Origin of the sequence: Colwellia sp. 20A7, assembly GCF_009832865.1 — a bacterium.
In the GTDB taxonomy this organism is placed as follows: domain Bacteria; phylum Pseudomonadota; class Gammaproteobacteria; order Enterobacterales; family Alteromonadaceae; genus Colwellia.
Genome location: NZ_CP047130.1, coordinates 1944293 through 1966908, shown reverse-complemented (window position 1 = coordinate 1966908; position 22616 = coordinate 1944293). Strand labels below are relative to the sequence as shown.

The 22616-nt window shown below is 35.5% G+C and carries 19 protein-coding genes; 12 read left to right on the top strand and 7 right to left on the bottom strand.

The annotated features are described in order from the left end of the window. Positions 1-99 precede the first annotated feature (99 nt). Positions 100-990, top strand: coding sequence for a GGDEF domain-containing protein (locus GQS55_RS08540; RefSeq protein ID WP_159819725.1), 891 nt, complete (start codon positions 100-102; stop codon positions 988-990). A 41-nt stretch (positions 991-1031) separates the two neighbouring features. On the opposite strand, the gene GQS55_RS08535 is transcribed toward GQS55_RS08540, so the two are convergent. Then, complete coding sequence (locus tag GQS55_RS08535) at positions 1032-2339, bottom strand: DEAD/DEAH box helicase (protein WP_159819722.1); 1308 nt, start codon at positions 2337-2339, stop codon at positions 1032-1034. Positions 2340-2530: 191 nt separating this feature from the next. Further along, positions 2531-4762, bottom strand: a complete 2232-nt coding sequence (locus GQS55_RS08530) for an NADP-dependent isocitrate dehydrogenase (protein ID WP_159819720.1) — start codon at positions 4760-4762, stop codon at positions 2531-2533. A gap of 321 nt (positions 4763-5083) precedes the next feature. On the opposite strand from GQS55_RS08530, the gene GQS55_RS08525 reads away from it, so the two are divergent. The 4 genes from GQS55_RS08525 to purB all read left to right on the top strand — a co-directional run bounded on the left by GQS55_RS08525 (position 5084) and on the right by purB (position 9123). Beyond that, positions 5084-5704 carry a pseudouridine synthase gene (locus GQS55_RS08525; RefSeq protein ID WP_159819718.1) on the top strand — a complete coding sequence of 207 codons (621 nt, stop codon included), beginning with the start codon at positions 5084-5086 and terminating at the stop codon, positions 5702-5704. A 108-nt stretch (positions 5705-5812) separates the two neighbouring features. Beyond that, positions 5813-6982: a tRNA 2-thiouridine(34) synthase MnmA gene (mnmA, locus tag GQS55_RS08520; RefSeq protein ID WP_442872183.1), complete on the top strand. Its 1170-nt coding sequence runs from the start codon at positions 5813-5815 to the stop codon at positions 6980-6982. A 49-nt stretch (positions 6983-7031) separates the two neighbouring features. Further along, positions 7032-7673 carry a high frequency lysogenization protein HflD gene (gene hflD / locus GQS55_RS08515; protein WP_159819716.1) on the top strand — a complete coding sequence of 214 codons (642 nt, stop codon included), beginning with the start codon at positions 7032-7034 and terminating at the stop codon, positions 7671-7673. Between the two features lie 79 nt (positions 7674-7752). Continuing rightward, positions 7753-9123 (top strand): adenylosuccinate lyase, encoded by a 1371-nt coding sequence (gene purB, locus GQS55_RS08510; RefSeq protein ID WP_159819714.1) that lies wholly within the window; start codon positions 7753-7755, stop codon positions 9121-9123. 140 nt (positions 9124-9263) lie between these two features. Here purB and GQS55_RS08505 read toward each other — a convergent pair whose 3' ends face one another. Next, the gene (locus GQS55_RS08505) at positions 9264-10529 is read right to left on the bottom strand and encodes an FAD-dependent oxidoreductase (RefSeq protein WP_159819712.1); all 1266 of its coding nucleotides are present in this window, start codon (positions 10527-10529) and stop codon (positions 9264-9266) included. A 238-nt stretch (positions 10530-10767) separates the two neighbouring features. Here GQS55_RS08505 and miaB point away from each other — a divergent pair, with 238 nt between their 5' ends. From miaB to lnt, 5 genes are all read left to right on the top strand, one after another. Continuing rightward, positions 10768-12225: a tRNA (N6-isopentenyl adenosine(37)-C2)-methylthiotransferase MiaB gene (gene miaB / locus GQS55_RS08500; RefSeq protein ID WP_159819710.1), complete on the top strand. Its 1458-nt coding sequence runs from the start codon at positions 10768-10770 to the stop codon at positions 12223-12225. Between the two features lie 147 nt (positions 12226-12372). After that, the gene (locus tag GQS55_RS08495; RefSeq protein ID WP_201294660.1) at positions 12373-13365 is read left to right on the top strand and encodes a PhoH family protein; all 993 of its coding nucleotides are present in this window, start codon (positions 12373-12375) and stop codon (positions 13363-13365) included. Further along, positions 13365-13820: an rRNA maturation RNase YbeY gene (ybeY, locus tag GQS55_RS08490; RefSeq protein WP_159819706.1), complete on the top strand. Its 456-nt coding sequence runs from the start codon at positions 13365-13367 to the stop codon at positions 13818-13820. Before GQS55_RS08495 ends, ybeY begins: the two co-directional genes overlap by 1 nt. A 26-nt stretch (positions 13821-13846) precedes the next feature. Further along, entirely contained in the window at positions 13847-14740 is an 894-nt protein-coding gene (locus tag GQS55_RS08485) for an HlyC/CorC family transporter (protein ID WP_159819704.1), read from the top strand. A gap of 13 nt (positions 14741-14753) precedes the next feature. Continuing rightward, a complete protein-coding gene (lnt, locus tag GQS55_RS08480) occupies positions 14754-16310 on the top strand; it encodes an apolipoprotein N-acyltransferase (RefSeq protein ID WP_159822664.1) in 1557 nt (518 codons plus the stop codon). A 54-nt stretch (positions 16311-16364) separates the two neighbouring features. Here the strand turns inward: lnt and GQS55_RS08475 are convergent, their stop codons facing one another. Then, positions 16365-17333, bottom strand: coding sequence for a GGDEF domain-containing protein (locus tag GQS55_RS08475; RefSeq protein ID WP_159819702.1), 969 nt, complete (start codon positions 17331-17333; stop codon positions 16365-16367). Positions 17334-17385: 52 nt separating this feature from the next. After that, positions 17386-18510 carry a response regulator gene (locus tag GQS55_RS08470; protein WP_159819700.1) on the bottom strand — a complete coding sequence of 375 codons (1125 nt, stop codon included), beginning with the start codon at positions 18508-18510 and terminating at the stop codon, positions 17386-17388. A gap of 186 nt (positions 18511-18696) precedes the next feature. Here GQS55_RS08470 and tpx point away from each other — a divergent pair, with 186 nt between their 5' ends. Both tpx and GQS55_RS08460 read left to right on the top strand, forming a co-directional pair. After that, entirely contained in the window at positions 18697-19362 is a 666-nt protein-coding gene (gene tpx / locus GQS55_RS08465; RefSeq protein WP_442872182.1) for a thiol peroxidase, read from the top strand. Between the two features lie 332 nt (positions 19363-19694). Further along, positions 19695-20153 (top strand): Hsp20 family protein, encoded by a 459-nt coding sequence (locus GQS55_RS08460; RefSeq protein WP_159819698.1) that lies wholly within the window; start codon positions 19695-19697, stop codon positions 20151-20153. A 172-nt stretch (positions 20154-20325) separates the two neighbouring features. On the opposite strand, the gene aroC is transcribed toward GQS55_RS08460, so the two are convergent. Together aroC and prmB are read right to left on the bottom strand one after the other, a co-directional pair. Further along, complete coding sequence (aroC, locus tag GQS55_RS08455) at positions 20326-21456, bottom strand: chorismate synthase (RefSeq protein WP_159819696.1); 1131 nt, start codon at positions 21454-21456, stop codon at positions 20326-20328. Between the two features lie 105 nt (positions 21457-21561). Further along, positions 21562-22509: a 50S ribosomal protein L3 N(5)-glutamine methyltransferase gene (gene prmB, locus GQS55_RS08450; RefSeq protein WP_159819694.1), complete on the bottom strand. Its 948-nt coding sequence runs from the start codon at positions 22507-22509 to the stop codon at positions 21562-21564. Positions 22510-22616 lie beyond the last annotated feature (107 nt).

The following is a 22616-nucleotide window of genomic DNA, read 5'->3' as shown; positions in this document are numbered from 1 at the left end:
GCCGCACTTTTTTATTGAAGTACATAGGTTATTGTTGGAACAATTATTGCTTTAACATAAGTATTAAAAACTAAACCTGCGTAAATAAGAGGCGTAAGTATGCAAACATTGAATATACTTGAAAATACAACTCCATCATTTAATGTATTTAATGTATTAGCAAATAGCTCTGCGATAAATGATAAACAAAATATGAGTTTATTAGAACAGCTCCAAACAACTCTATCTTTAGAGAAATTACTTGATATTTTTGCTATGGAAGCCGCTCGTTATATACAATTTTCAGGTTTATATTTTAAAAGTGAAATTGCGAGCAAAACCTTGCGTGGAAGTCGTAAATCAAAACAAGAACGACACTTCGAATTAAAGCTAAATAATGAATTTATTGGGGCGATTACCTACGGTATAAATAGCCCTATAAGCATGAATCATTATAAAGACTTACAGCGAATCCATAAAATACTATTGTATCCTTTAAAAAATGCACTCCAATATCATCAAGCTATGCAACTTGCCATGCAAGACAGCCTAACAAACTTAGGAAACCGTAGATATTTTGATGATCAGTTAAAACGTGCCATGCATAATGCAAATCGCCAACATGAAAAGGTTGGCTTGATCTTAATGGACTTAAATAAATTTAAGGCAATTAATGATAATTACGGACACAGTATAGGGGATCAAGTGTTGATGCAGTTTTCTGATGTTTTAAGAACTTGTGTACGTGATTCTGACAGTATTTTTCGTTTTGGTGGTGATGAGTTTGCTATTATTGTTGAACATGCGAGCGAAGATGCCTTGGATATCATTCAAAATAGAATTGATGGCGCATTAAAAACTAATATTATACTTTCAAAGTATCAAGTAGGTTGTAGTTTAGGTACAACCTTTATGAATAGAGCTGACAATGAACAGACGTTATTTGAACGAACGGATGCAGCACTCTATCGTGAAAAAATGAAAACACTAGCAAGCTTGAGTGTTGTTTAAGCCGACTAACTTAAACAACATAAGTATTAAACGAGCTTATATTATCGTTTTTTCTTTATTTTAACGTTATATTTTTTGTTGTTCGTCCGCGGTGCTTGTTTTTTCTTTTCAATCGCTTGATTTTTTTCTTGGTTAGCACGGTAACGGTTTTTACTGGCACGTTTTTCACTAATTTGTTGGTGCTCTAATGCCTCATCTTTCTTTAATTCATATCCAGGTACAATAATTCGCTCAAATTTACGCTCTATAAGTGCCTCAATATTTTCTAAAAAGCGTTCATCCTTAGGACTCACTAAAGAAATAGCGGTACCCGACTTTCCAGCACGACCTGTGCGCCCAACACGATGAACATAATCTTCGGCTAAAAAAGGTAAATGAAAGTTAACAACATAAGCTAAATTATCAATATCTAAGCCACGAGCAGCAACATCCGTTGCCACTAATACCCTGACCTTACCTTCACTAAAATCACTTAAGGCTTTATTACGAGCGCCTTGTGTTTTATCTCCATGACAAAGTGCGGCTTTTATACCATCAAGCTTTAATTCTTTAGCAAGAATATTTGCACTTTCTTTAGTTCCTGCAAAAACAAGCACTTGCTGCCAATTATTAACACCTATCAATTCTGATAATAACTCGCGTTTTCTTACTTCACTAACCCAGTAAACTGATTGCTTAATTTTACCAGAAGTAGAGTTTTGTTTTGCAACACCTATAGTTTTAGGTGTAGTAAGCAGTGTATTTGCTAATGATTTAACTTTATTTGAATAAGTGGCAGAAAACATCAGGGTTTGATGCTTTTGCTTTACCGCTAACGTTAACTTTTCTATATCGGTTAAAAAACCCATATCTAACATGCGATCTGCTTCATCTAAAACAAGATACTTCACTTGTGATAAGTTTACATTACGTAAATTTAAATGTTCAAGTAATCGACCTGGCGTTGCGACTAAAACATCAACTCCTTGTTTTAGCAAATTAGTTTGTGATGGCATTTTACCGCCACCATAAACCACACCAATTTTTAATGGTAAAAACTTACTATATGCGATCATATTTTCAGCAACTTGTGCTGCAAGCTCACGCGTTGGTGTTAATATTAATGCTTGAATATTCCGAACATCTTTATCGTCTACTACATCATTTGATGATGTTTTCGCTAATGCATCTAAAATAGGTAAACTAAATGCGGCGGTTTTCCCCGTTCCTGTTTGGGCACTCGCTAATACATCAACGCCTGAGCGAATCATAGGAATAGCCTGCTGTTGAATAGGGGTTAAATTTTTATAACCACATTCCTTTACCGCTTTCAATAAATTGGCAGACAAACCAATAGCATCAACACTCATACATCACCTAGAACAACAAAACACTAATAAGGTGGCGGATTATATACTAAGCAAACTTAAAACACAGGTTTAATATACTCAATATTTATTAAACACAAAAAAACCCTAACAATTATTCATCGTCAGGGCTTTAGGTGTAATTAAAAACTTTCCGTTTATAGTTTACACTTTTACTGTATATCTACTAATATTTAAAAAAGAGCCGATAATATAGTATTTAATGTTTCACTAGAACGCATTGCTTTCTCTGCTTTAGCAGCATCAGCAAAGTAATATCCACCAATATCCATTGCTGGACCTTGTGCACCATTTAATTCAGCAATAATTTTATCTTCTTGCTTAGTCAATGCTTGAGCTACACCAGTAAAGGCAGTTTTCAACTCACCATCGCTTGTTTGTGCAGCTAATTCTTGTGCCCAATACATTGCAAGATAAAAATGACTACCACGGTTATCAAGTTCACCTACTTTACGTGATGGTGACTTATTACTATCTAAAAATTTACCTGTTGCTCTATCTAGTGTATCAGCCAAGATTTGCGCTTTAGCATTTCCTGTTGTAACACTTAAATGCTCTAGAGAAGCAGCTAATGCTAAAAATTCACCTAAAGAATCCCAACGTAAATGGTTTTCTTTTTCAAACTGTTGAACATGCTTAGGAGCACTACCGCCAGCGCCAGTTTCAAATAAACCACCACCATTCATTAATGGTACAACTGAAAGCATTTTAGCACTGGTGCCTAGTTCTAAAATTGGGAATAAATCAGTTAAGTAATCACGTAAAACGTTACCAGTTACTGATATAGTGTCTTCACCTTTTAGAATTCGTTCTAAGGTAAATTGACAGGCAGCAACAGGATTAAGTGTTCTAATATCTAAACCAGCTGTGTCATAGTTTGCTAAATAAGCATTAACCTTTTTAATCATTTCTCTATCATGAGCACGGTTTTCATCTAACCAGAAAACAGCAGGCATGCCAGAAGCTTTAGCACGTGTTATCGCTAATTTCACCCAATCTTGAATTGGTAAGTCTTTAGCTTGACACATACGCCACAAATCACCGACTTCAACGGTATGTTCAAGTAAAGTTGTGCCAAGAGCATCTACAACACGAACACTACCTTCAGCATCCATTACAAATGTTTTATCGTGTGAGCCATATTCTTCAGCTTTTTGCGCCATTAAACCAACGTTAGGTACTGTACCCATAGTTGTTGGATCGAATGCTCCATGTTCTCTACAGAAGTCAAAGACTGCTTGATAAACGCCCGCATAACAACGGTCTGGAATCATAGCTTTAGTATCTTTTAACGTTCCATCAGGTCCCCACATCATTCCAGAAGAACGAAGAGTTGCAGGCATAGAAGCATCAACAATAACGTCACTTGGTACATGTAAGTTAGTAATACCTTTATCTGAATCAACCATAGCAAGCTCAGGGCGATTTACAAATACCTTCACTAAATCGGCTTCAATTTCAGTTCTTTTAGCTTCAGGTAAACGTGAAATTTTACTATAAACATCACCAATACCATTATTAGCATCAACACCTAGTTGTTCAAAAATCTCAGCATGCTTTTCAAATGCTTCAGCATAGAAAACTTTTACTGCGTATCCAAAAATAACCGGATCTGATACTTTCATCATAGTTGCTTTTAAATGCAACGATAATAAAACATCTTCTTTCTTAGCATCTTCTATCGATTGCTGATAAAACTCAATTAAAGCCGATTTGCTTAATACCGATGAATCAATAATTTCACCTGTTAATAAGACCAAATTATCTTTTAAAACTTTAACGCTACCATCTTTAGCAACAAACTCTATTCTTGCATTGGTCGCATAGTTAACAGTAACTGACTGCTCTGAATCATAAAAATCGCCCGTAGACATACTTGCCACGTGAGATTTAGAATCACTTGACCAAACGCCCATTGAATGAGGATTTTTTTGTGCATATTGCTTAACTGAAGCAGGCGCACGACGATCTGAATTACCTTCACGAAGAACTGGGTTTACCGCACTACCTTTGATTTTATCATAAGTATATTTTATTGATTTTTCAGCTTCATTCTGCGCTTCTTCAGGATAATTAGGTACTTCAAACCCTTTTGCTTGTAATTCTTTAATTACGGCATGTAATTGAGGAACTGAAGCACTTATATTAGGAAGTTTAATGATATTTGCATTCGAATTAGTAACCATCTCTCCCAATTCAGCTAACGCATCATCAACACGTTGCTCTTTCGTTAAATACTTTGGAAAACTAGCTAGCACACGACCAGCTAAAGAAATATCACGTGTTTCAACATTTATACCAGAAGATGCTGTATAAGCTTGGATAATAGGTAATAATGAATATGTTGCTAAGGCTGGCGCCTCATCAGTAATAGTATAAATAATTTTTGAGTTATCTGTGCTCATGAGCTTCCTACTTTATTTAACTTAAGTTGATTAACCTATCAAGTTGACTCAGTTCTTCCTCATTTGGTTAGAATAAAGGTTTAAGGCAAATGTTATTTGAAGAGATTAATTTATTCTCTAGCAAAATTAATAACACAGCATACTAACCTTTTTAAATTCCTTCCGAGAGTATATTTATTCAAATTGATATTATTGGCTAATCCTAAATATAATTTAGATTTAACATTTATTTTTCGCGCATTATATTATAATAATTTACGACATATTAATATAGCTGAGTATAAGCACAAATCTCGTTATCCCGACTGAAATAAGATCAAAATGAACAACAACAAAGACCATACAAGATATAGAGCCAAACAACAAACAAAGGTACGACCAGATAAAAGTGATCGTAAGATTGTACTATTTAATAAACCTTTTGATGTTTTATGCCAATTTACTGATGAAAAACACGAAGGGAAACAACAGCGAAAAACATTAAAAGATTATATTCCTATCGAAAACGTCTATGCAGCAGGTCGTTTAGATAGAGATAGTGAAGGATTATTAATGCTAACTAATGATGGGAAATTACAACATCAAATAGCGAACCCGAAAAAGAAAACAGCTAAAACCTATTGGGTACAAGTAGAAGGCAGCCCAACCGAAAATGATTTAGCAATGTTACGTAAAGGCGTAACACTTAAAGATGGCATGACATTACCAGCCAAAATAGCGGTAATGGAACAACCAAATATATGGCAACGTATTCCGCCGATAAGAGAACGCGCCAATATCCCAACGACCTGGCTAGAAATAATTATTACTGAAGGCAGAAACCGTCAAGTTAGACGAATGACTGCTCATATTGGTTATCCTACACTACGCTTAATACGTTTTTCCATTGGCCAATGGACAATAAATAATATTGATAATGGTACATATAAGGTAATTGATTAGATTAATGACAATTGTTCTTAACCATGGCTATTTAATCACGATAATGAGCGTGCTATAATTCTGCGCCCATTTATCGTGTACATTAATTTTTAAAACCAAGAGTTTTCAATGTCTATTGAGCTGCAAGATCCACAAAACAAAACACTAGCACCTTCATCACCACAAACAATGAAAGTAATTGTTGGTATGTCTGGCGGTGTAGACTCCTCCGTTTCTGCCTATTTATTAAAAGAGCAAGGCTATCAAGTTGAAGGCTTGTTCATGAAAAACTGGGAAGAAGATGATACCGATGAATATTGTGCAGCAGCACAAGATTTAGAAGATGCTCAAGCTATTTGTGACAAATTAGACATTAAATTGCACACGATTAATTTTGCCACTGAGTATTGGGACAATGTATTTGAATACTTTTTGGCGGAATATAAAGCAGGTAGAACACCAAATCCCGATATAATGTGCAACAAAGAAATAAAATTCAAAGCTTTTTTAGAGTTTGCTTGTGAAGATTTAGGTGCTGATTATATTGCTACGGGTCACTATGTGCAGCGTCAATTTATTGATGGCCATTGGACCATGCTTCGTGGGCTGGACAATAATAAAGATCAAAGTTATTTTTTATACACATTAGATGAAAAACAACTTTCACATACGTTATTTCCTGTGGGCAATATTGAGAAACCTGAAGTACGTGCTATTGCTGAAAAAGCTGGATTAGTAACACATAATAAAAAAGACAGTACCGGTATTTGCTTTATTGGTGAGCGAAAATTTAAAGACTTTTTAGGCCAATATTTACCTGCGCAACCAGGTATTATTGAATCAGCTGAAGGTGATGCTGTCGGCCATCATGATGGTTTAATGTATCACACCCTAGGTCAACGCAAAGGTTTACGTATAGGCGGTTTAGCTAATGCTGGTGAAGAGCCTTGGTATGTAGTGGAAAAAGACTTATTACGTAATGTACTTATTGTTGGTCAAGGACATAATCACCCTCGCCTATTTTCAAAGGGCTTAATTGCCAATCAATTACATTGGGTTGACCGACAAGAATTATCTGCACCAATAAAATGCACAGTAAAAACACGTTATAGACAAGATGATGTTGCTTGCACCGTTACACCACTAGGTCAGTCAATAACAAAAAATGAAGATAATAGCCCACAGTATCAAATTGATTTTGATGAGCCTCAAAGCTCTGTAACTCCAGGTCAATCTGTCGTATTTTATCAAGACGATGTATGTCTTGGTGGCGGTATTATCAATACCTTGATTCGTTAATTATTTATCAACGATAACAAACCTATTTAAAGAAGTAGTTAAAGTAGCAATGAAAGATCAAACGATAACCTTAGCCGCTATTTTTCAAGCAGCACACCTTGTACAGCAAGTTTCGCGTACTGGGCAAGTTGACGAAAATGAATTGACTGTGTTGGTTAGTAGTATAACCATGACTTCCCCCGAAAATACTTTAGCAGTATATGGCGGTGAATTAGAAAATGTGAAGTTGGGGCTCAAACTTTTAGTCAATCATTTAGGCGATCCATCAAGTGAAAATAGTAATAGCGAAGGTAAAAAAGTTAAAGATCCAGAGCTTACCCGCTATATTATTGGTTTAATAAACCTCGAGCGAAAATTAGCAAAACAGCCAAAGCAGTTATCTAAACTTGGTGAACGTATTGATGCAAGTAAACGACAAATAGACCATTACAGCATAACCAGCGATACACTTATTTCCAGCTTCGCTAGCATATATAGTGATATTATCAGCCCCTTAGGATCTCGTATTCAAGTAACGGGCGAGCCAAATATATTAAAACAACCGGTAAATCAGCATAAAATTAGAGCTTTACTATTGGCCGGCATACGAGCAGCAGTGTTATGGCGACAAGTGGGCGGTAAACGTAGAAGTATATTTTTCAATCGAAACAAAATAGTAAAAACAGCACAACAACTTTTAAACACTATTTAACCTACTTTGTACCCATATTTTTAAGAAATAGTTTTTAACACATACTTTAAAACATAAATTTTTAACCTAGGAATACATCATGGAACTTTCAGCATTAACCGCCATATCGCCAGTAGACGGCCGATATGGCAGCAAAACAAGTGACTTACGCCCTATCTTTAGTGAATTTGGTTTAACCAAATACCGTGTAACGGTTGAAGTCCGTTGGTTACAAAAATTAAGTGCAACTGAAGCTATTGCAGAGGTTCCTGTTTTTAGTGATGCTGCAAATGAAGCATTGAATAGCATTGTAGCTAACTTCAACGAAGAAGATGCTCTGCGCATCAAGAAAATTGAAGCAACAACTAATCATGATGTAAAAGCGGTTGAGTACTTTTTAAAAGAAAAAATTGCTGATAATGCTGAGTTAAATGCAGTAACTGAATTTATTCACTTTGCTTGTACTTCTGAAGACATTAATAATCTTTCTCACGGTTTAATGCTAAAAGAATGTAATGAAAACGTATTATTACCAGCTATTGATGAAATTCTTGCTAAAGTAAAAGGTTTAGCAATTGAATATAAAAACATTCCTATGATGTGTAGAACTCATGGGCAGCCAGCTTCTCCTAGTACTTTAGGTAAAGAAATGGCCAACGTTTATGTGCGTTTACAACGTCAGCGTAAGCAAATAGCTGAAGTAGAATTATTAGGTAAAATTAATGGTGCTGTTGGTAACTACAATGCTCACCTAAGTGCTTACCCTGAAGTTAATTGGCATCAATTCGCAGATGAGTTTGTTAGTTCATTAGGATTAACTTGGAATGCTTTTACTACACAAATAGAACCACATGACTATATCGCTGAGTTATTCGATGCTATCGCTCGATTCAATACTATTTTAATTGATTTTGACCGTGATGTTTGGGGATATATTGCCCTAGGTCATTTCAAGCAAAAAACAATAGCAGGTGAAATTGGTTCATCAACAATGCCACACAAAGTTAACCCAATTGATTTCGAAAATTCAGAAGGTAACTTAGGCATTGCTAATGCAATATTCAACCACCTTGCTCAAAAGCTGCCAATTTCTCGCTGGCAACGTGACTTAACTGATTCAACTGTTTTACGTAACTTAGGTGTTGGTTTTGGTCACGCAATAATCGCTTATCAATCAACACTAAAAGGTATCAGTAAATTAGAAGTTAACGAGGCAAACTTAGCCAAAGAACTTGATAATAACTGGGAAGTATTAGCTGAGCCAGTGCAAACGGTTATGCGTCGCTATGGCATTGAAAAACCATATGAAAAATTAAAAGAATTAACCCGTGGTAAACGTGTTGATGGTGATTCTATGCGTGAATTCATCAATACCCTTGAATTGCCTGACACAGTAAAAGCTGAGTTATGCTTATTAACTCCGGCAAGCTATATTGGTCGTGCTGTGTCATTTATTGAAGAGTTAGATTAATAATTCCATTTAAATAGAATTATTAATTGTTAATAAAAAAAGAAGGCTTTAACCTTCTTTTTTTATTTTTAAGCCAGGATAGAAAATATTTACACTACGATTAATTGCTCTGAATTGGAATTGTTCTTAACTGGATTTACCTAAACACCACAAGCATAAGCCAAGGCTTTATTTTTTACGACACTATTCAATCCAGGAACTTTACTAACCGCGAATAAACTCGCATTTCTTAAGGTTTTAATTAATGGCGATGGGTGGCTAAATGCATGGTATAAAACATCCATGGTTGATTGCATCAGCAAGTTATCCTTACGTCTCATCGTTTCATAGCGGCTTAATACATCCGTATTATGCCAACATTCGCCATTACCAATAGCACAAGAAATTACAGTTTGTAATGCTTGAACGTCCTTAAAGCCTAAATTAACGCCCTGCCCCGCCATTGGATTTATTGTATGGGCTGCGTCGCCTAACAACAGCACACGATTTTTCTGATAAGTATTGGCATGACGTCGAGTTAATGGAAAAGCCCCTTTATCTAGTACTTCTATTTGTCCTAACCTTTTAGGAAACACTGACAATATTTCCTGTTGCAATTGTTGATTTGATAAAGCGGATAGTCGTTTAATTTCATCACGTTGATGATACCAAACTAAAGACGCATAACCGGCACAATCAGTTTTCTCTGGTGAGTTTTGTTCGTGCGATATTGGTGATACTGTATTTTTTGATAAGGTGCTTTGCGTTAAAGTTTCTTTTGTTAAGGGTAAAAATGCTACAGGGCCTGTAGGTAAATATTGCTGCCAAGTTATATCTTGCTGAGACATTTTCGTTTTAACATTAATAAGCATGGCTGATTGTTGATAATCCCATGAAGTAACGCCTATATTGACTAAATCTCTCATTTGGGAATTAGCACCATCAGCAGCTATCACTACCTTAGCGGTTAAACTTATATGCTCTAGCACTAACGTCGCTTTATCATTATTTTGAGATAACGAAATCAGTTTTTCAGGGCAAAACACCTCAATATTCGACTGCAGTTTAATTTGTTGCCATAAAGATAATTGTAATAGCCTATTTTCAACAATATGCCCTAAATGAGTCTGCTTAATACTATCAGCATTAAACTCAGTATAAGCATATTCCTGCTCCCAAACACCTAAACGTTTGTAAGGGCAAGCTCGCCATTGCATTACTTGTGCCCACGCACCGAGTTGCTCTAATAAGTATTGAGAGGCTAACGATATAGCTGAAACACGTAAATCAAAACCTTGTTCTTTCGAAAAAGATTGAGGCTCATGTTGCTCAACTAAAGCTACTGTTAAACCCAGCTGCGCTAATGCTAATGCACTTGCTGCACCTACCATGCCTCCACCGACAACAACACAATCAAAATCTTTCATTTTGCCCTTATTTCCATTTAAAAATAGTACCCGTTATTGTAGCGAAGAGCCTGAGTTAAACCTAGTGATAATAAAGAGAAATTAATTTCACCGAAACAACACGGAGTTTGCTCGAATGTTTGATTAAATTAATGTAAAATACGGCTCCTTTTATCGACAAATCAATTGGCATTCAATGTAAATTGAGTCAATTAGATGTCGGTTTCTATCGTTAAACGAATTTGTAAGAGTAAAATAAATGAGTAAAAAGCTATATATCAAAACTTGGGGCTGTCAAATGAACGAGTATGACTCGCAAAAAATGGCCGAACTACTAGATTCAACTCATGGTTTTGAACTAGCACAAGAAGCTGAAGATGCTGATGTGATTTTACTCAATACCTGCTCAATTCGTGAGAAAGCACAAGAAAAAGTTTTCCATCAGCTTGGGCGTTGGAAAAACTTAAAAGACATAAATCCTAATTTAGTGATCGGTGTTGGTGGATGTGTTGCCTCACAAGAAGGTGATGCTATACGCAAACGTGCACCATTTGTAGATATGGTTTTTGGTCCACAAACATTGCACCGTTTACCTGAAATGCTAAATCAATTAGAGCGTGGCACTAAATCTATTGTTGATGTTAGTTTCCCTGAAATTGAAAAATTTGATCGTTTACCTGAGCCAGTTGCAGACGGCCCGAGTGCTTTTGTTTCAATTATGGAAGGCTGTAGTAAATATTGTACTTTCTGTGTTGTACCATATACTCGTGGTGAGGAAGTTAGTCGCCCGCTTGATGATGTATTATATGAAATAGCCCAACTTGCTGAGCAAAATGTGCGCGAAGTAAACTTGTTAGGGCAAAATGTTAATGCTTACCGTGGTGAAATGCACGACGGTAGTATTTGTCGTTTTGCTGACTTAGTACGTTTAGTTGCCACTATAGATGGTATTGACCGTATCCGTTATACGACTTCACATCCTGTTGAATTTACAGATGATATTATCGACGCTTATGCTGATGTGCCAGAATTAGTCAATCATTTACACCTACCGGTACAAAGTGGTTGTGATAGAATTTTAACCCAAATGAAACGTGGGCATACGGCTATTGAGTATAAATCTCAAATTCGTAAATTGAAAAAAGTGCGCCCAGAGCTTTGTATGTCTTCTGATTTTATCATCGGTTTCCCTGGTGAAAGTAATGACGATTTTATGGATACTATGAATTTAATTGAAGCGGTTAATTTTGATTTAAGCTTTAGCTTTATTTATAGCGCTCGCCCTGGTACGCCAGCTGCTGATTTGCCTGATGATATTAGCGATGAAACAAAGAAAGAGCGCTTAGCACTCTTACAAGATAAAATTACTCAACAAGCATTACGCATCGCCAGACAAATGCTTAATACAGAACAACGTATATTAGTTGAAGGTCCATCAAAGAAAAACCCAATGGAATTACGTGGTAAAACTGAAAATAATCGCACCGTTAATTTTGTTGCGCCACATTCAGTGATCGGCCAGTTTGTTGACGTAAAAATTACTGATGTTTATGCTAACTCTTTACGTGGTGAATTAATTCGTCAGGAAAGTGAAATGGGGCTAAGAATAGCTCATTCTCCTGCTGATATATTAGCTAACAACCACCATAAAACATCAAAATCAATCATAAGTAATATTGACGATTTAGGTGTTGGAACTTATAACCCTGTAAGTTAAACATTGTAATTAAATACTATAAGCCCCTATAAAAGACAGGATGATATTTTGACTGATAAATCAATAGAGCAAACAAGTAAACAAGATAGCCATCAATTAAGCTTAGAGCCTGTTGATAACGTACGTCAGGCTAACTTATGTGGTCCTATGGATGATCATTTAAAAACGATTGAACGTCGTTTAGGGGTTAAAATTAGCTATCGTGGTAGTCAATTTACCGTTTTAGGCAAAGATAGTCATTGTATTGCTGTTATTGATTTATTAAAGAATTTATACATAGAAACTGCCCCTGTAAAAGGACAAGATAAAGAGATTACCAGTGAAATGGTTCATCTTGCAATCATTGAAGCCGACATGTTAGAGCAAGATAGCTCAACCGATGCATCAAGTAATACTAAAGAAGCATCAGAATTAGGTGCAAACTATGAAAAAATGGTGACCATCAAAACTAAACGCGGCACCGTTAAGCCACGTAATGGTAATCAACAGTCTTATGTGCAAAATATAGTAACTAACGATATTAGCTTTGGTGTTGGCGTAGCCGGTACAGGCAAAACTTACCTTGCTGTTGCTTGCGCTGTCGATGCATTAGAGCGTCAAGAAGTACGTCGAATACTTCTTACTCGCCCTGCTGTAGAAGCAGGTGAAAAGTTAGGTTTTTTACCTGGTGATTTATCACAAAAAATAGACCCTTACTTAAGACCGCTTTATGATGCATTATTTGAAATGTTAGGTTTTGAGCGCGTTGAAAAGCTGATTGAACGTAATGTTATCGAAATTGCTCCTTTAGCTTATATGCGTGGTAGAACTCTAAATGATGCTTTTATTATTTTAGATGAAAGCCAGAATACAACGGTTGAACAAATGAAAATGTTTTTAACGCGTATTGGTTTCAATTCTAGAGCGGTTATCACCGGTGATATAACACAAGTTGATTTACCTAAACACCAAACATCAGGTTTGCGTGATGCTATAGAAGTGTTGCAAGATATTAACGGTATTAGCTTTAACTTTTTCCAATCAAAAGATGTAGTTCGCCATCCTGTTGTCGCTAAAGTGGTTGATGCTTATGAATCGCATGAACAAAAATTAAATAGACAAAAGAAGCTAAAAGAAAATCAAGCAAGTAGTTCTAAGTAATGAAAAATATCGTTGATTTACAAAATGCCTGTGATGCGTCAAACCTCCCCTCTGCTGAACTGTTTCAACAGTGGGTTGATGCTGCATTAACTAGCGTAACAGAACAAGAATTTGAGTTAACTATACGCCTGGTAAATAGTCAAGAAAGCCAGCAACTTAATAAACAATACAGACAAAAAGATAAGCCTACTAATGTGTTATCTTTTCCTTTCGAAGTCCCTGAAGGCATTGAGCTTAATTTATTAGGTGACTTAGTCATTTGCTCACAGGTTGTAGAACAAGAATCAAAAGAGCAAAAGAAAGTATTATTTGATCATTGGGCACATATGGTAATACATGGATGCTTGCATTTATTAGGATATGATCATATAAACGATACTGATGCAAATGAGATGGAAGCGCTAGAAATAAAAATTTTAGCTACACTAACCATTAACGACCCATATAACGTATAAATTAATATAGGAAATACCCAAGCTCTATGAGCGATGACAACCCCCACTCGAATAGCGGTTCAAAGAAGAAATCTTTTTTTCACAACTTTATGCAAATGTTTCGTCTTGAACCGAAAAATAAAAATGACCTTGTAGACGTATTAACTGGTGCTGAAGGTCGTGAGCTTATAAACCCCGAAACCAAATTAATGATTGAAGGCGTTTTAGGTGTATCAGAGATGCGTGTTCGCGATATCATGATCCCTCGCTCACAAATGGTAACCATTGACAGAAACCAAAGTTTAGATGAATTTTTACCTATAATTTTGGAATCCGGCCACTCTAGATTTCCTGTCGTTAATGAAGATATTGATCATGTAGATGGGATTTTGTTAGCCAAAGATTTAATCGCTTTTGGCTTTAATAGTGTTAACTTGGGCATAGATTATCAAGAATTTAGTTTAAATGAGATAATTCGCCCAGCGATCATCGTTCCAGAAAGTAAAAAAGTTGAGCCGTTATTAAAAGAATTCCGTTCAAATCGTTACCATATGGCATTAGTTGCTGATGAGTATGGTGGTATTTCAGGTGTTATCACAATAGAAGATATTCTTGAACAAATTGTTGGTGAAATTGAAGATGAAACCGATGAAGATATTGAAGAAGATATAAAAGTACTTGCAGGTAATGTCTATTTGGTAAGAGCATTAACCGAACTTGAAGATTTTAATAGCTATTTCAATAGTGATTTTGACGAAAAATCAGCTGATACTATTTCAGGTATTATTTTGCACAACCTACATCATATGCCAAGAAAAGGTGAGCAAGTTACTATTGGAAACTTTGAGTTTAAAGTAGTAGCAGCAGACACTCGGTGTATGCAAATGTTACAAGTTACTGTTAATAAAAAACATACAATTAATGGTAAAGTGAGTGACTAAAATAAACGTTAAAATGCTCTATTCTCGTTTAATGAAAAAACTAAAGAATAAAGATTATTGGCTTTGCTTCTTGGCGGGCTTAAGCTTAGTTTTAGCTTATGCCCCTTTTTCGCAGTGGTACTTAACTTTATTTATTCCTGCTTTTGTTTTTTATAAGATATTAAACGCTTCACCTAGAAAAGCGGCCAAACTCATGGGCTTATTTGCCTTTGGTTGGTTTGCCAGTGGTATTAGTTGGGTTCACGTTAGTATTGATCAATTCGGTGGCTTGCCATTAATTATCTCGTTAGCCTTAATGCTACTACTTTGCCTTTATCTGACAATATTCCCTGCTCTCGCGGGTTATTTAACAGCACGATTTTCTAAAAATCGACAGTTAAACTTGTGGCTACTCCCTTCATTTTGGCTTATTTGTGAATACCTACGTAGTGTAGTCCTTACTGGCTTTCCTTGGCTTTCATTAGGCTATAGCCAAATAGATAGTCCTTTGGCTAGTTTTGTTCCTCTTATTGGTGAGGTAGGAGTAACAGCAATTGTCTTATTAATAAATATATCTTTAGTCAAAATTTTTATCGCATTAACACATCAAAACCATAAGAAATTGGTATTTCCAACAGCTATTATTTGTTCATTGGCTTTGCTCAGTTTTATTTTATCTCACGTTGTGTGGGTAAAAACGAATGGTAAAACAACAAAAGTAGCGCTAGTTCAGGGGAATATTGCTCAATCTATAAAATGGGCACCTGAACAAGAGTGGCCAACCATGCTTAAGTATTTAGATCTTACCCGCGTTAATTATGATGCCGATATTATAATTTGGCCTGAATCAGCTATTCCCGCATTAGAGCCTACCGTTCAAGATTATTTAGCCACAGTAGACAGCTCTGCTCGCTTAAATGATAGTGCTATAATTACCGGTATTCTTAATTATAACTTTGAAAGTAAAGAGTATTTTAATAGTTTAATTACGTTAGGAAAAGCACAAGCAGAAGACGAAATAAGCTACTTTTATAACCATCAAAATCGTTATTCTAAGCATCATTTATTGCCTATAGGTGAATTTGTTCCTTTTCAAGAGTTATTGCGTCCCTTAGCTCCTCTTTTCAATTTGCCCATGTCTTCTTTTAGTCGAGGTGATTATGTTCAAAAAAACCTAATTGCTAACGGTTTGCATTTGTTGCCATTACTATGCTTTGAAATTGCATTCCCACATCAATTAGCCGCTAATTTAACGCCAGAAACTGATTTACTGCTAACAGTGAGTAATGATGCTTGGTTTGGTCACTCCCATGGACCACATCAGCATATGGAGATTGCTCGTATGCGAGCATTAGAATTTGGTAGGCCATTATTACGAGCAACAAACAATGGTATTACCGCTATTGTTGATCATAAAGGCGATTATATTGCTCGTATTCCACAATTTGAAGAAGGTGTATTAAAAGCTGATGTACCATTAGTTACAGGAAAAACACCTTATAGCCAATGGCCTAGATTAATTTTATTATTGATTATTTTAGTACCCATAATACTTATTATTGTTAAACAACAAAGTACCCCTGATAAATAAAATATTAATAGAATGAGTATCCAGTTTATCTAAATTAGTAACGTTAGTTTACCCTTACTTTGGGTGTGAACTAACTTTATTTCGACCACTTTCTTTGGCGTTATAAAGTGCAGTATCTGCACATTCAATCCAAGCCTCAGGGGTATTAATACTGGCATCTATCTCTGCAATACCTAAACTGATAGTGTATTTTATTTCAATATCATTATATTTAACTACCGCAGCCTCTACAGCTCTACGTAGACGTTCAGCAAAAACATAAGCACCTTTCAATTCTGTATCAGCCAATATAATAGTAAACTCCTCACCGCCATACCGACCAGAGATATCAGTTTCGCGTGCTTGCTCTATAATTAGTGCTGAAATATGCCGAATAACTTCATCACCAACTAAATGACCATAATTGTCATTAACACTTTTAAAGTGATCAATATCAAGCATCACTAACGAACTTGGATGTCGGCTTCGAACCCAACGTTTATATTCCGTTTGTAAACAACTTTCCCAATAAGTGCGATTAAACAAATGAGTTAAGCCATCTGTTTGACTCAAGGTGCTAAGCTCTTCATTTGCATTCTCTAGGTTTATTTTATTTATTGCATTATCAGTCACATCGTAAATAAGAAGACAAAGATGTGTGACTTCACCAGTTGAAGAAATCAATGGAATAAATGTCGTGTTTTGATACATAAATTCAGCACTACCCGTAACGGGGCGATAACTATCAAACTTAAATAAATGGGGTCTCTGTTCCCAAATAGTAAACGCTTTATTCTTTAATAAAAATACCGACTCAGCTTTACGCTTAAACCAATCCTTAGGTATTTCACCAAAGATCTCAAAAATTATCTTATCCTTTACTTGTCTAGGCAGAAAACCACTATGATTCTCCATAAAACCATTAAACAATTGAATTTTATAATCTTTATCTAAAACAACTAAGCCAACGTCAATGTTATAAAGCATTTCCATTAACCAATGTAATTCATTTAATTCATTTAATTGTGACGTTTCTAACGACATGCTTAATCCCATTTCATATGGTTTAACGATTAAAAATTAAAGAACAATAAACTTACTCTAATAAATAAGTAAGTTTATTATTCAACGTTTGCATTGATTGTTCTGTAAACAACAATAACAAATCACATTTAATTTTATAATTTTCGATACCATAACTAATTTCTATAGCTAAAGTTTTTTTCCACTTATTTGCATTATTAGCAATTAATTCTGATATATCTCTATGCTGACCTAAAACTACAGGATGGCCTTGGCTAAAATTAATGTCTAATTGTTCTGAGATTCCCTTCAAACAAGCACCGATTAATACATTTGCTAGATCCATTAAAAGCTCCAACTCTGTACCTTCGTCTTCGTTATACTGATAATTCATTAAAGAAGCGACATCTTTGAAACTTGAATCATTCAGAATAAGTAATGCTTCCCCTGAAATTCCCGCACTAATGAATCCCTGGCAAATACCTGATGTACTCTCGTTTGATTCAACATCCCTCAGTGCCATTCTTAGCTCACTAACTTCAATAAAATTAACGTTGGGTATAGGTAACTTTACAAATACATCCAGTAAACGTGCTAATAAATCGCCAGCTCTTCCCATAGCAACATTCGCAATTTCTTGGTAACAATCACGTAAACCTGAAGATAACGTTAATTCATCATTTGAAGTTGTTGTTAAGCTGGGGTTGTCCGTTAACGATGATAATTGCCCATTATCATTACTATCCGGCTCTATAATAGGTGCTTTTTTAATTATTATTGAGGGATCTTGAGTTGAAATATTTTGAACAACATCACCTTGTTGTTCTTCTTTTGTAAATAACCCGTAAGACATTATAACTTCGGTTAATTTATCTTTATTAACTGGCTTTTTAATAAAGGCTAAAGCACCTAAACCGATCACCCTCTTATGTGCTTCTGGTTGAATATCCCCAGATACCACTATTGTTAATGTTGGCAGATCTTGCGCTATAATCGCCTCAAGCACTTGATAGCCATCCATTTCCGGCATATTTAAATCAAGCAGTAATACATCTCCCTTGTTCTCTTTTATGGCTTCGATCCCTTCCACACCATTCGTTGCAAAACTTATCTCGACATCCCACCCTTCAGGTAAAGAACGAGCAAGTTGCTTTCGTGCCATATTTGAATCGTCACAAATTAGTAGCTTAGTGGACATATAAATATCACTTTTTTAAGAAGAATTTATAATACAAAAGTCAAATCCCAATTAATTGAGAATGCTTCCATAATATAGTTTAACAATAGGTTATTCTTTAAGAAATTTACAATTATTATTGAAAATAATGCAGAAATTGGATAAGAAAAACGGTAGACTTAATTTTTAATCTAATTATCCCAACTAATGATGAAAACTTCTAGCCTAAACAAACTTTTATTTACATCTCTCCTTATAAGTTCTTTTTTAACTTTCAATGTTCAAGCCGCTAATCAAGACAGTTTAAATCAAACACAAAACTTAGTTAAAGCAAATAATAAGTACGTTACATTGCTTGGAACACAAGTTGCTGTAAATGACCTTGCACCTAATTTCAAAGTAGTAGATAAAAACTTTACGCCTGTAGAGCTTTCTGACTTTAAAGAGCAAACTGTTTTAATCTCTGTTGTTCCAAGTTTAGACACAGGTATTTGCTCTATTCAAACCAAACGCTTTAATGATGAAGCATCAAAATTACCCAGTAATATAACTATTTTAACCATTAGTAATGACTTACCCTTTGCGCAGAAACGTTTTTGCAAAGTCGAGAATGTAGATCAAATCAAAGTACTATCTGATTCGGTTTGGCGTGATTTCGGAGAAAAATACGGATTAATAATCAAAGATATGGGCTTACTAACTCGAGCTATTTTCATTGTTGATCCTCAAGGTAAAGTGAAATATAAAGAATTAGTGAAAAATATTTCTCAACACCCAGACTACACAACAGCCTTAAAAGCTGTTAGAGATATCGCTCCTATTTTGGTCGTTGATCCACAAGATAACGACAATGAATTACCAGACAACCAATAAAAATAACTCCCTAAAAATCAACAAATTAAAATTAATTTAAGTTTTTTACTTGAAAAACATATCCTCAGTCCCATCTTTATTAGTGTAGTCGCCGCAAGGGACTACACAATACCAAATGGTATAACTCATTGCCTGTTCGTTAACGCCTATTTTAGGTAAGAAAGGCAGCATTATTTTATCAATGAGTACCGCTTAGTATATCTATATGACGCACTGTAAATTTACTTTTATGCAACCTAGTTGGTAGAAGTCGCAAGATATAGAGATAAAAAGTTAGAGTCACTTATTGTTTAAAATAATATTATTATTGCTAATTATTAGGATATTTTATTATGCGTACATCTACAGATTTCAGCCCACTTTACCGTTCATTTATTGGTTTTGATCACTTAGCCGGTCTAATTGACAAAGCGTCACAAGCTGAAAAACAATCTTCATACCCTCCATACAACGTAGAACTTCTAGCAGAAGATAAATATAGAATTACTATGGCTGTGGCTGGTTTTAGCGAAGAAGATATTGATATAGAATCAAAAGACAACAGTCTAATTATTATTGGCACAAAAGTAGTCAATAATAATCCAGAAAAACAAGCCCCTCGAAAATTTTTACATCAAGGTATTGCTGAGCGAAACTTTGAAAGAAAATTTCAATTGGGTGAGCACGTTAAAGTAATAGGTGCCTTTATGAAAGATGGCTTATTACATGTCGACTTGCAAAGAGAGATACCTGAGGCCTTAAAACCAAGAAAAATTGCAATCAATGGTAAAAGCTTACTAAATGATAGTTAAGCGCAAGTAGTTTTCCCTTAAATCCCTACTTATTTGTTATTTTTTGCCCAGTCATCGACTGGGCTTTTTTATGTGTAAATTCTGACTATTTATTCGCTATAATTACTGATTAATTGAAAAGTAGCTATTTAGTCAATAGCTACTTAGTAAGTAAATAGTCACATCATAAAAATTAAATTGAATGCTTTGTGATCACCGGCGTTGTACAAGCTACATCAGCATTCTGTGCTCTGTGTCTTAAATAATGATCCATCAAGGTTAATGCTAACATAGCTTCAGCAATGGGTACTGCACGAATACCGACACAAGGATCATGTCTCCCTTTAGTGATAATATCTGCAGCTTCACCATTAGCATCAACCGTTTTGCCACTCACACCAATACTAGATGTCGGCTTTAAGGCCAAATGTGCAATAATATTTTGTCCTGAAGATATTCCGCCTAAAACGCCACCAGAATGATTACTACTAAAACCTTCAGGCGTCAGTTCATCTCTATGCTCAGAGCCTTTTTGATTAACAACAACAAAGCCATCGCCAATTTCTACGCCTTTAACAGCATTAATACTCATTAAACCATGTGCAATTTCTGCATCAAGTCTATCAAAGATAGGCTCACCCAACCCCACAGGTACGTTTGTTGCAACGACACTAAGTCTTGCACCTATAGAGTCTTTAGCGCGCATAACATCACGTAAATATTGGTCCAGCTGTTCAAGCTTACTGTTATCAGGAAAAAAGAACTGATTATCATCCACTTCATTCCAATTAATGTTCGAAAAATCAAGTGGTTTTCCTTCAGCAGTTGTTGCCGAAATAGAGCCTATTTGTGTTACACAAGCTTGTATTTTCATGCCAAACTTTTGCAATAAATATTTTTTAGCCACAGCACCCGCAGCTACACGCATAGCAGTTTCTCTTGCTGACGAACGACCGCCACCACGATAATCGCGTAATCCATATTTTTGCGTGTAAGTGTAGTCGGCATGACCTGGTCTAAAGCTTTGCGCGATATTACCGTAATCTTTAGAACGCTGATCAGTATTTTCAATAATTAAACCTATCGGTGTACCTGTAGTTTTACCTTCAAAAACACCTGACATTATTTTAACTTTATCCGCTTCATTTCTTGCAGTAGTAAAGCGAGACTGACCTGGACGGCGTCTATCTAAATCAACCTGTAAATCTTCTTCACATAACTCTATTCCCGGAGGACAACCGTCAATAATGGCGCCTAGCCCTAAACCGTGACTTTCGCCAAATGAAGTAACGGTAAATAATTTTCCAAAGGTATTGCCTGACATTTTAACTCCAAGGTCTATTTCTTAATTTACGAATATATGAATTTTTGATGTTAACTTTTAATATTAACTCACTAAAACTAGTTTCTTAAACTAGCTTAGTACTATTTAACTGATTGCATCATGTTTTAAAGCAGCGATAAAAACGCTAGAAAATTCAATTAGCTGAGCTTTTGTTAGCATGAATACACCATGCCCACCTCGCTCAAATTCAATCCAAGTAAAAGGTACATTTGGATACAAGGCTCTAACATGAACTTCTGAATTGCCTACTTCACAAAAAAGTAAACCATCATCATTAAGATGCGTTGCACTTTCAGCTAAAATAACACGAACAATATCTAAACCATCTTCACCACAACCTAAGCCCATTTCAGGCTCATGATGGTATTCTTGCGGTAAGCTATCAATATCTTGTTGATCAACATAAGGTGGATTACTGACAATTAAATCATAACTTTGCCCTTCAACCCCAGAAAATATATCAGATTGAATTGGAATAACTTGTTCACAAAGGCCATGGTTTTCTATATTTATCTGAGCAACGTTCAACGCATCTATCGATAAATCAACCGCATCAACTTCACTTTCATCAAAATAACTCGCACAAGCAATAGCTATACAGCCACTGCCTGTACATAAATCTAAAATACGTTTAGGAGGATTGTTTTGATCAATATAAGGTGAAAATTTAGTTTCAATTAATTCACCAATCGGTGAACGAGGTATTAATACACGCTCATCAACATAGAAAGGTAATTGTGCAAAATAAGCAACATTCGTAATGTAAGCAACAGGGATTTGCTCTTCAATACGACGAGTAAATAAACTCAGGATATCTAGTTTTTCAGTTTCAATTAAACGGCACGACATAATACTGTCGTCAGTCTCATTCGGTAAAGACAAAGCATACATAACTAATATATAAGCATCGTTAAAGGCATTGTCGCTACCATGGCCATAAAACAGCTCGGCTTGATTAAATAGCGTTGCTCCATATCGGCAATAATCTGCGATTGTGTGCAGTTGGCTCGTTACAGCGGTTAACTTACTCATTTTTAGTTCCTAAAACCTTTAAGTTTTCTGTATACTCTACATTCATTAGGATGTATCTATAATCAATTACGTTTGTTTGATTATAATTCATTACCTTCATTTCCTGT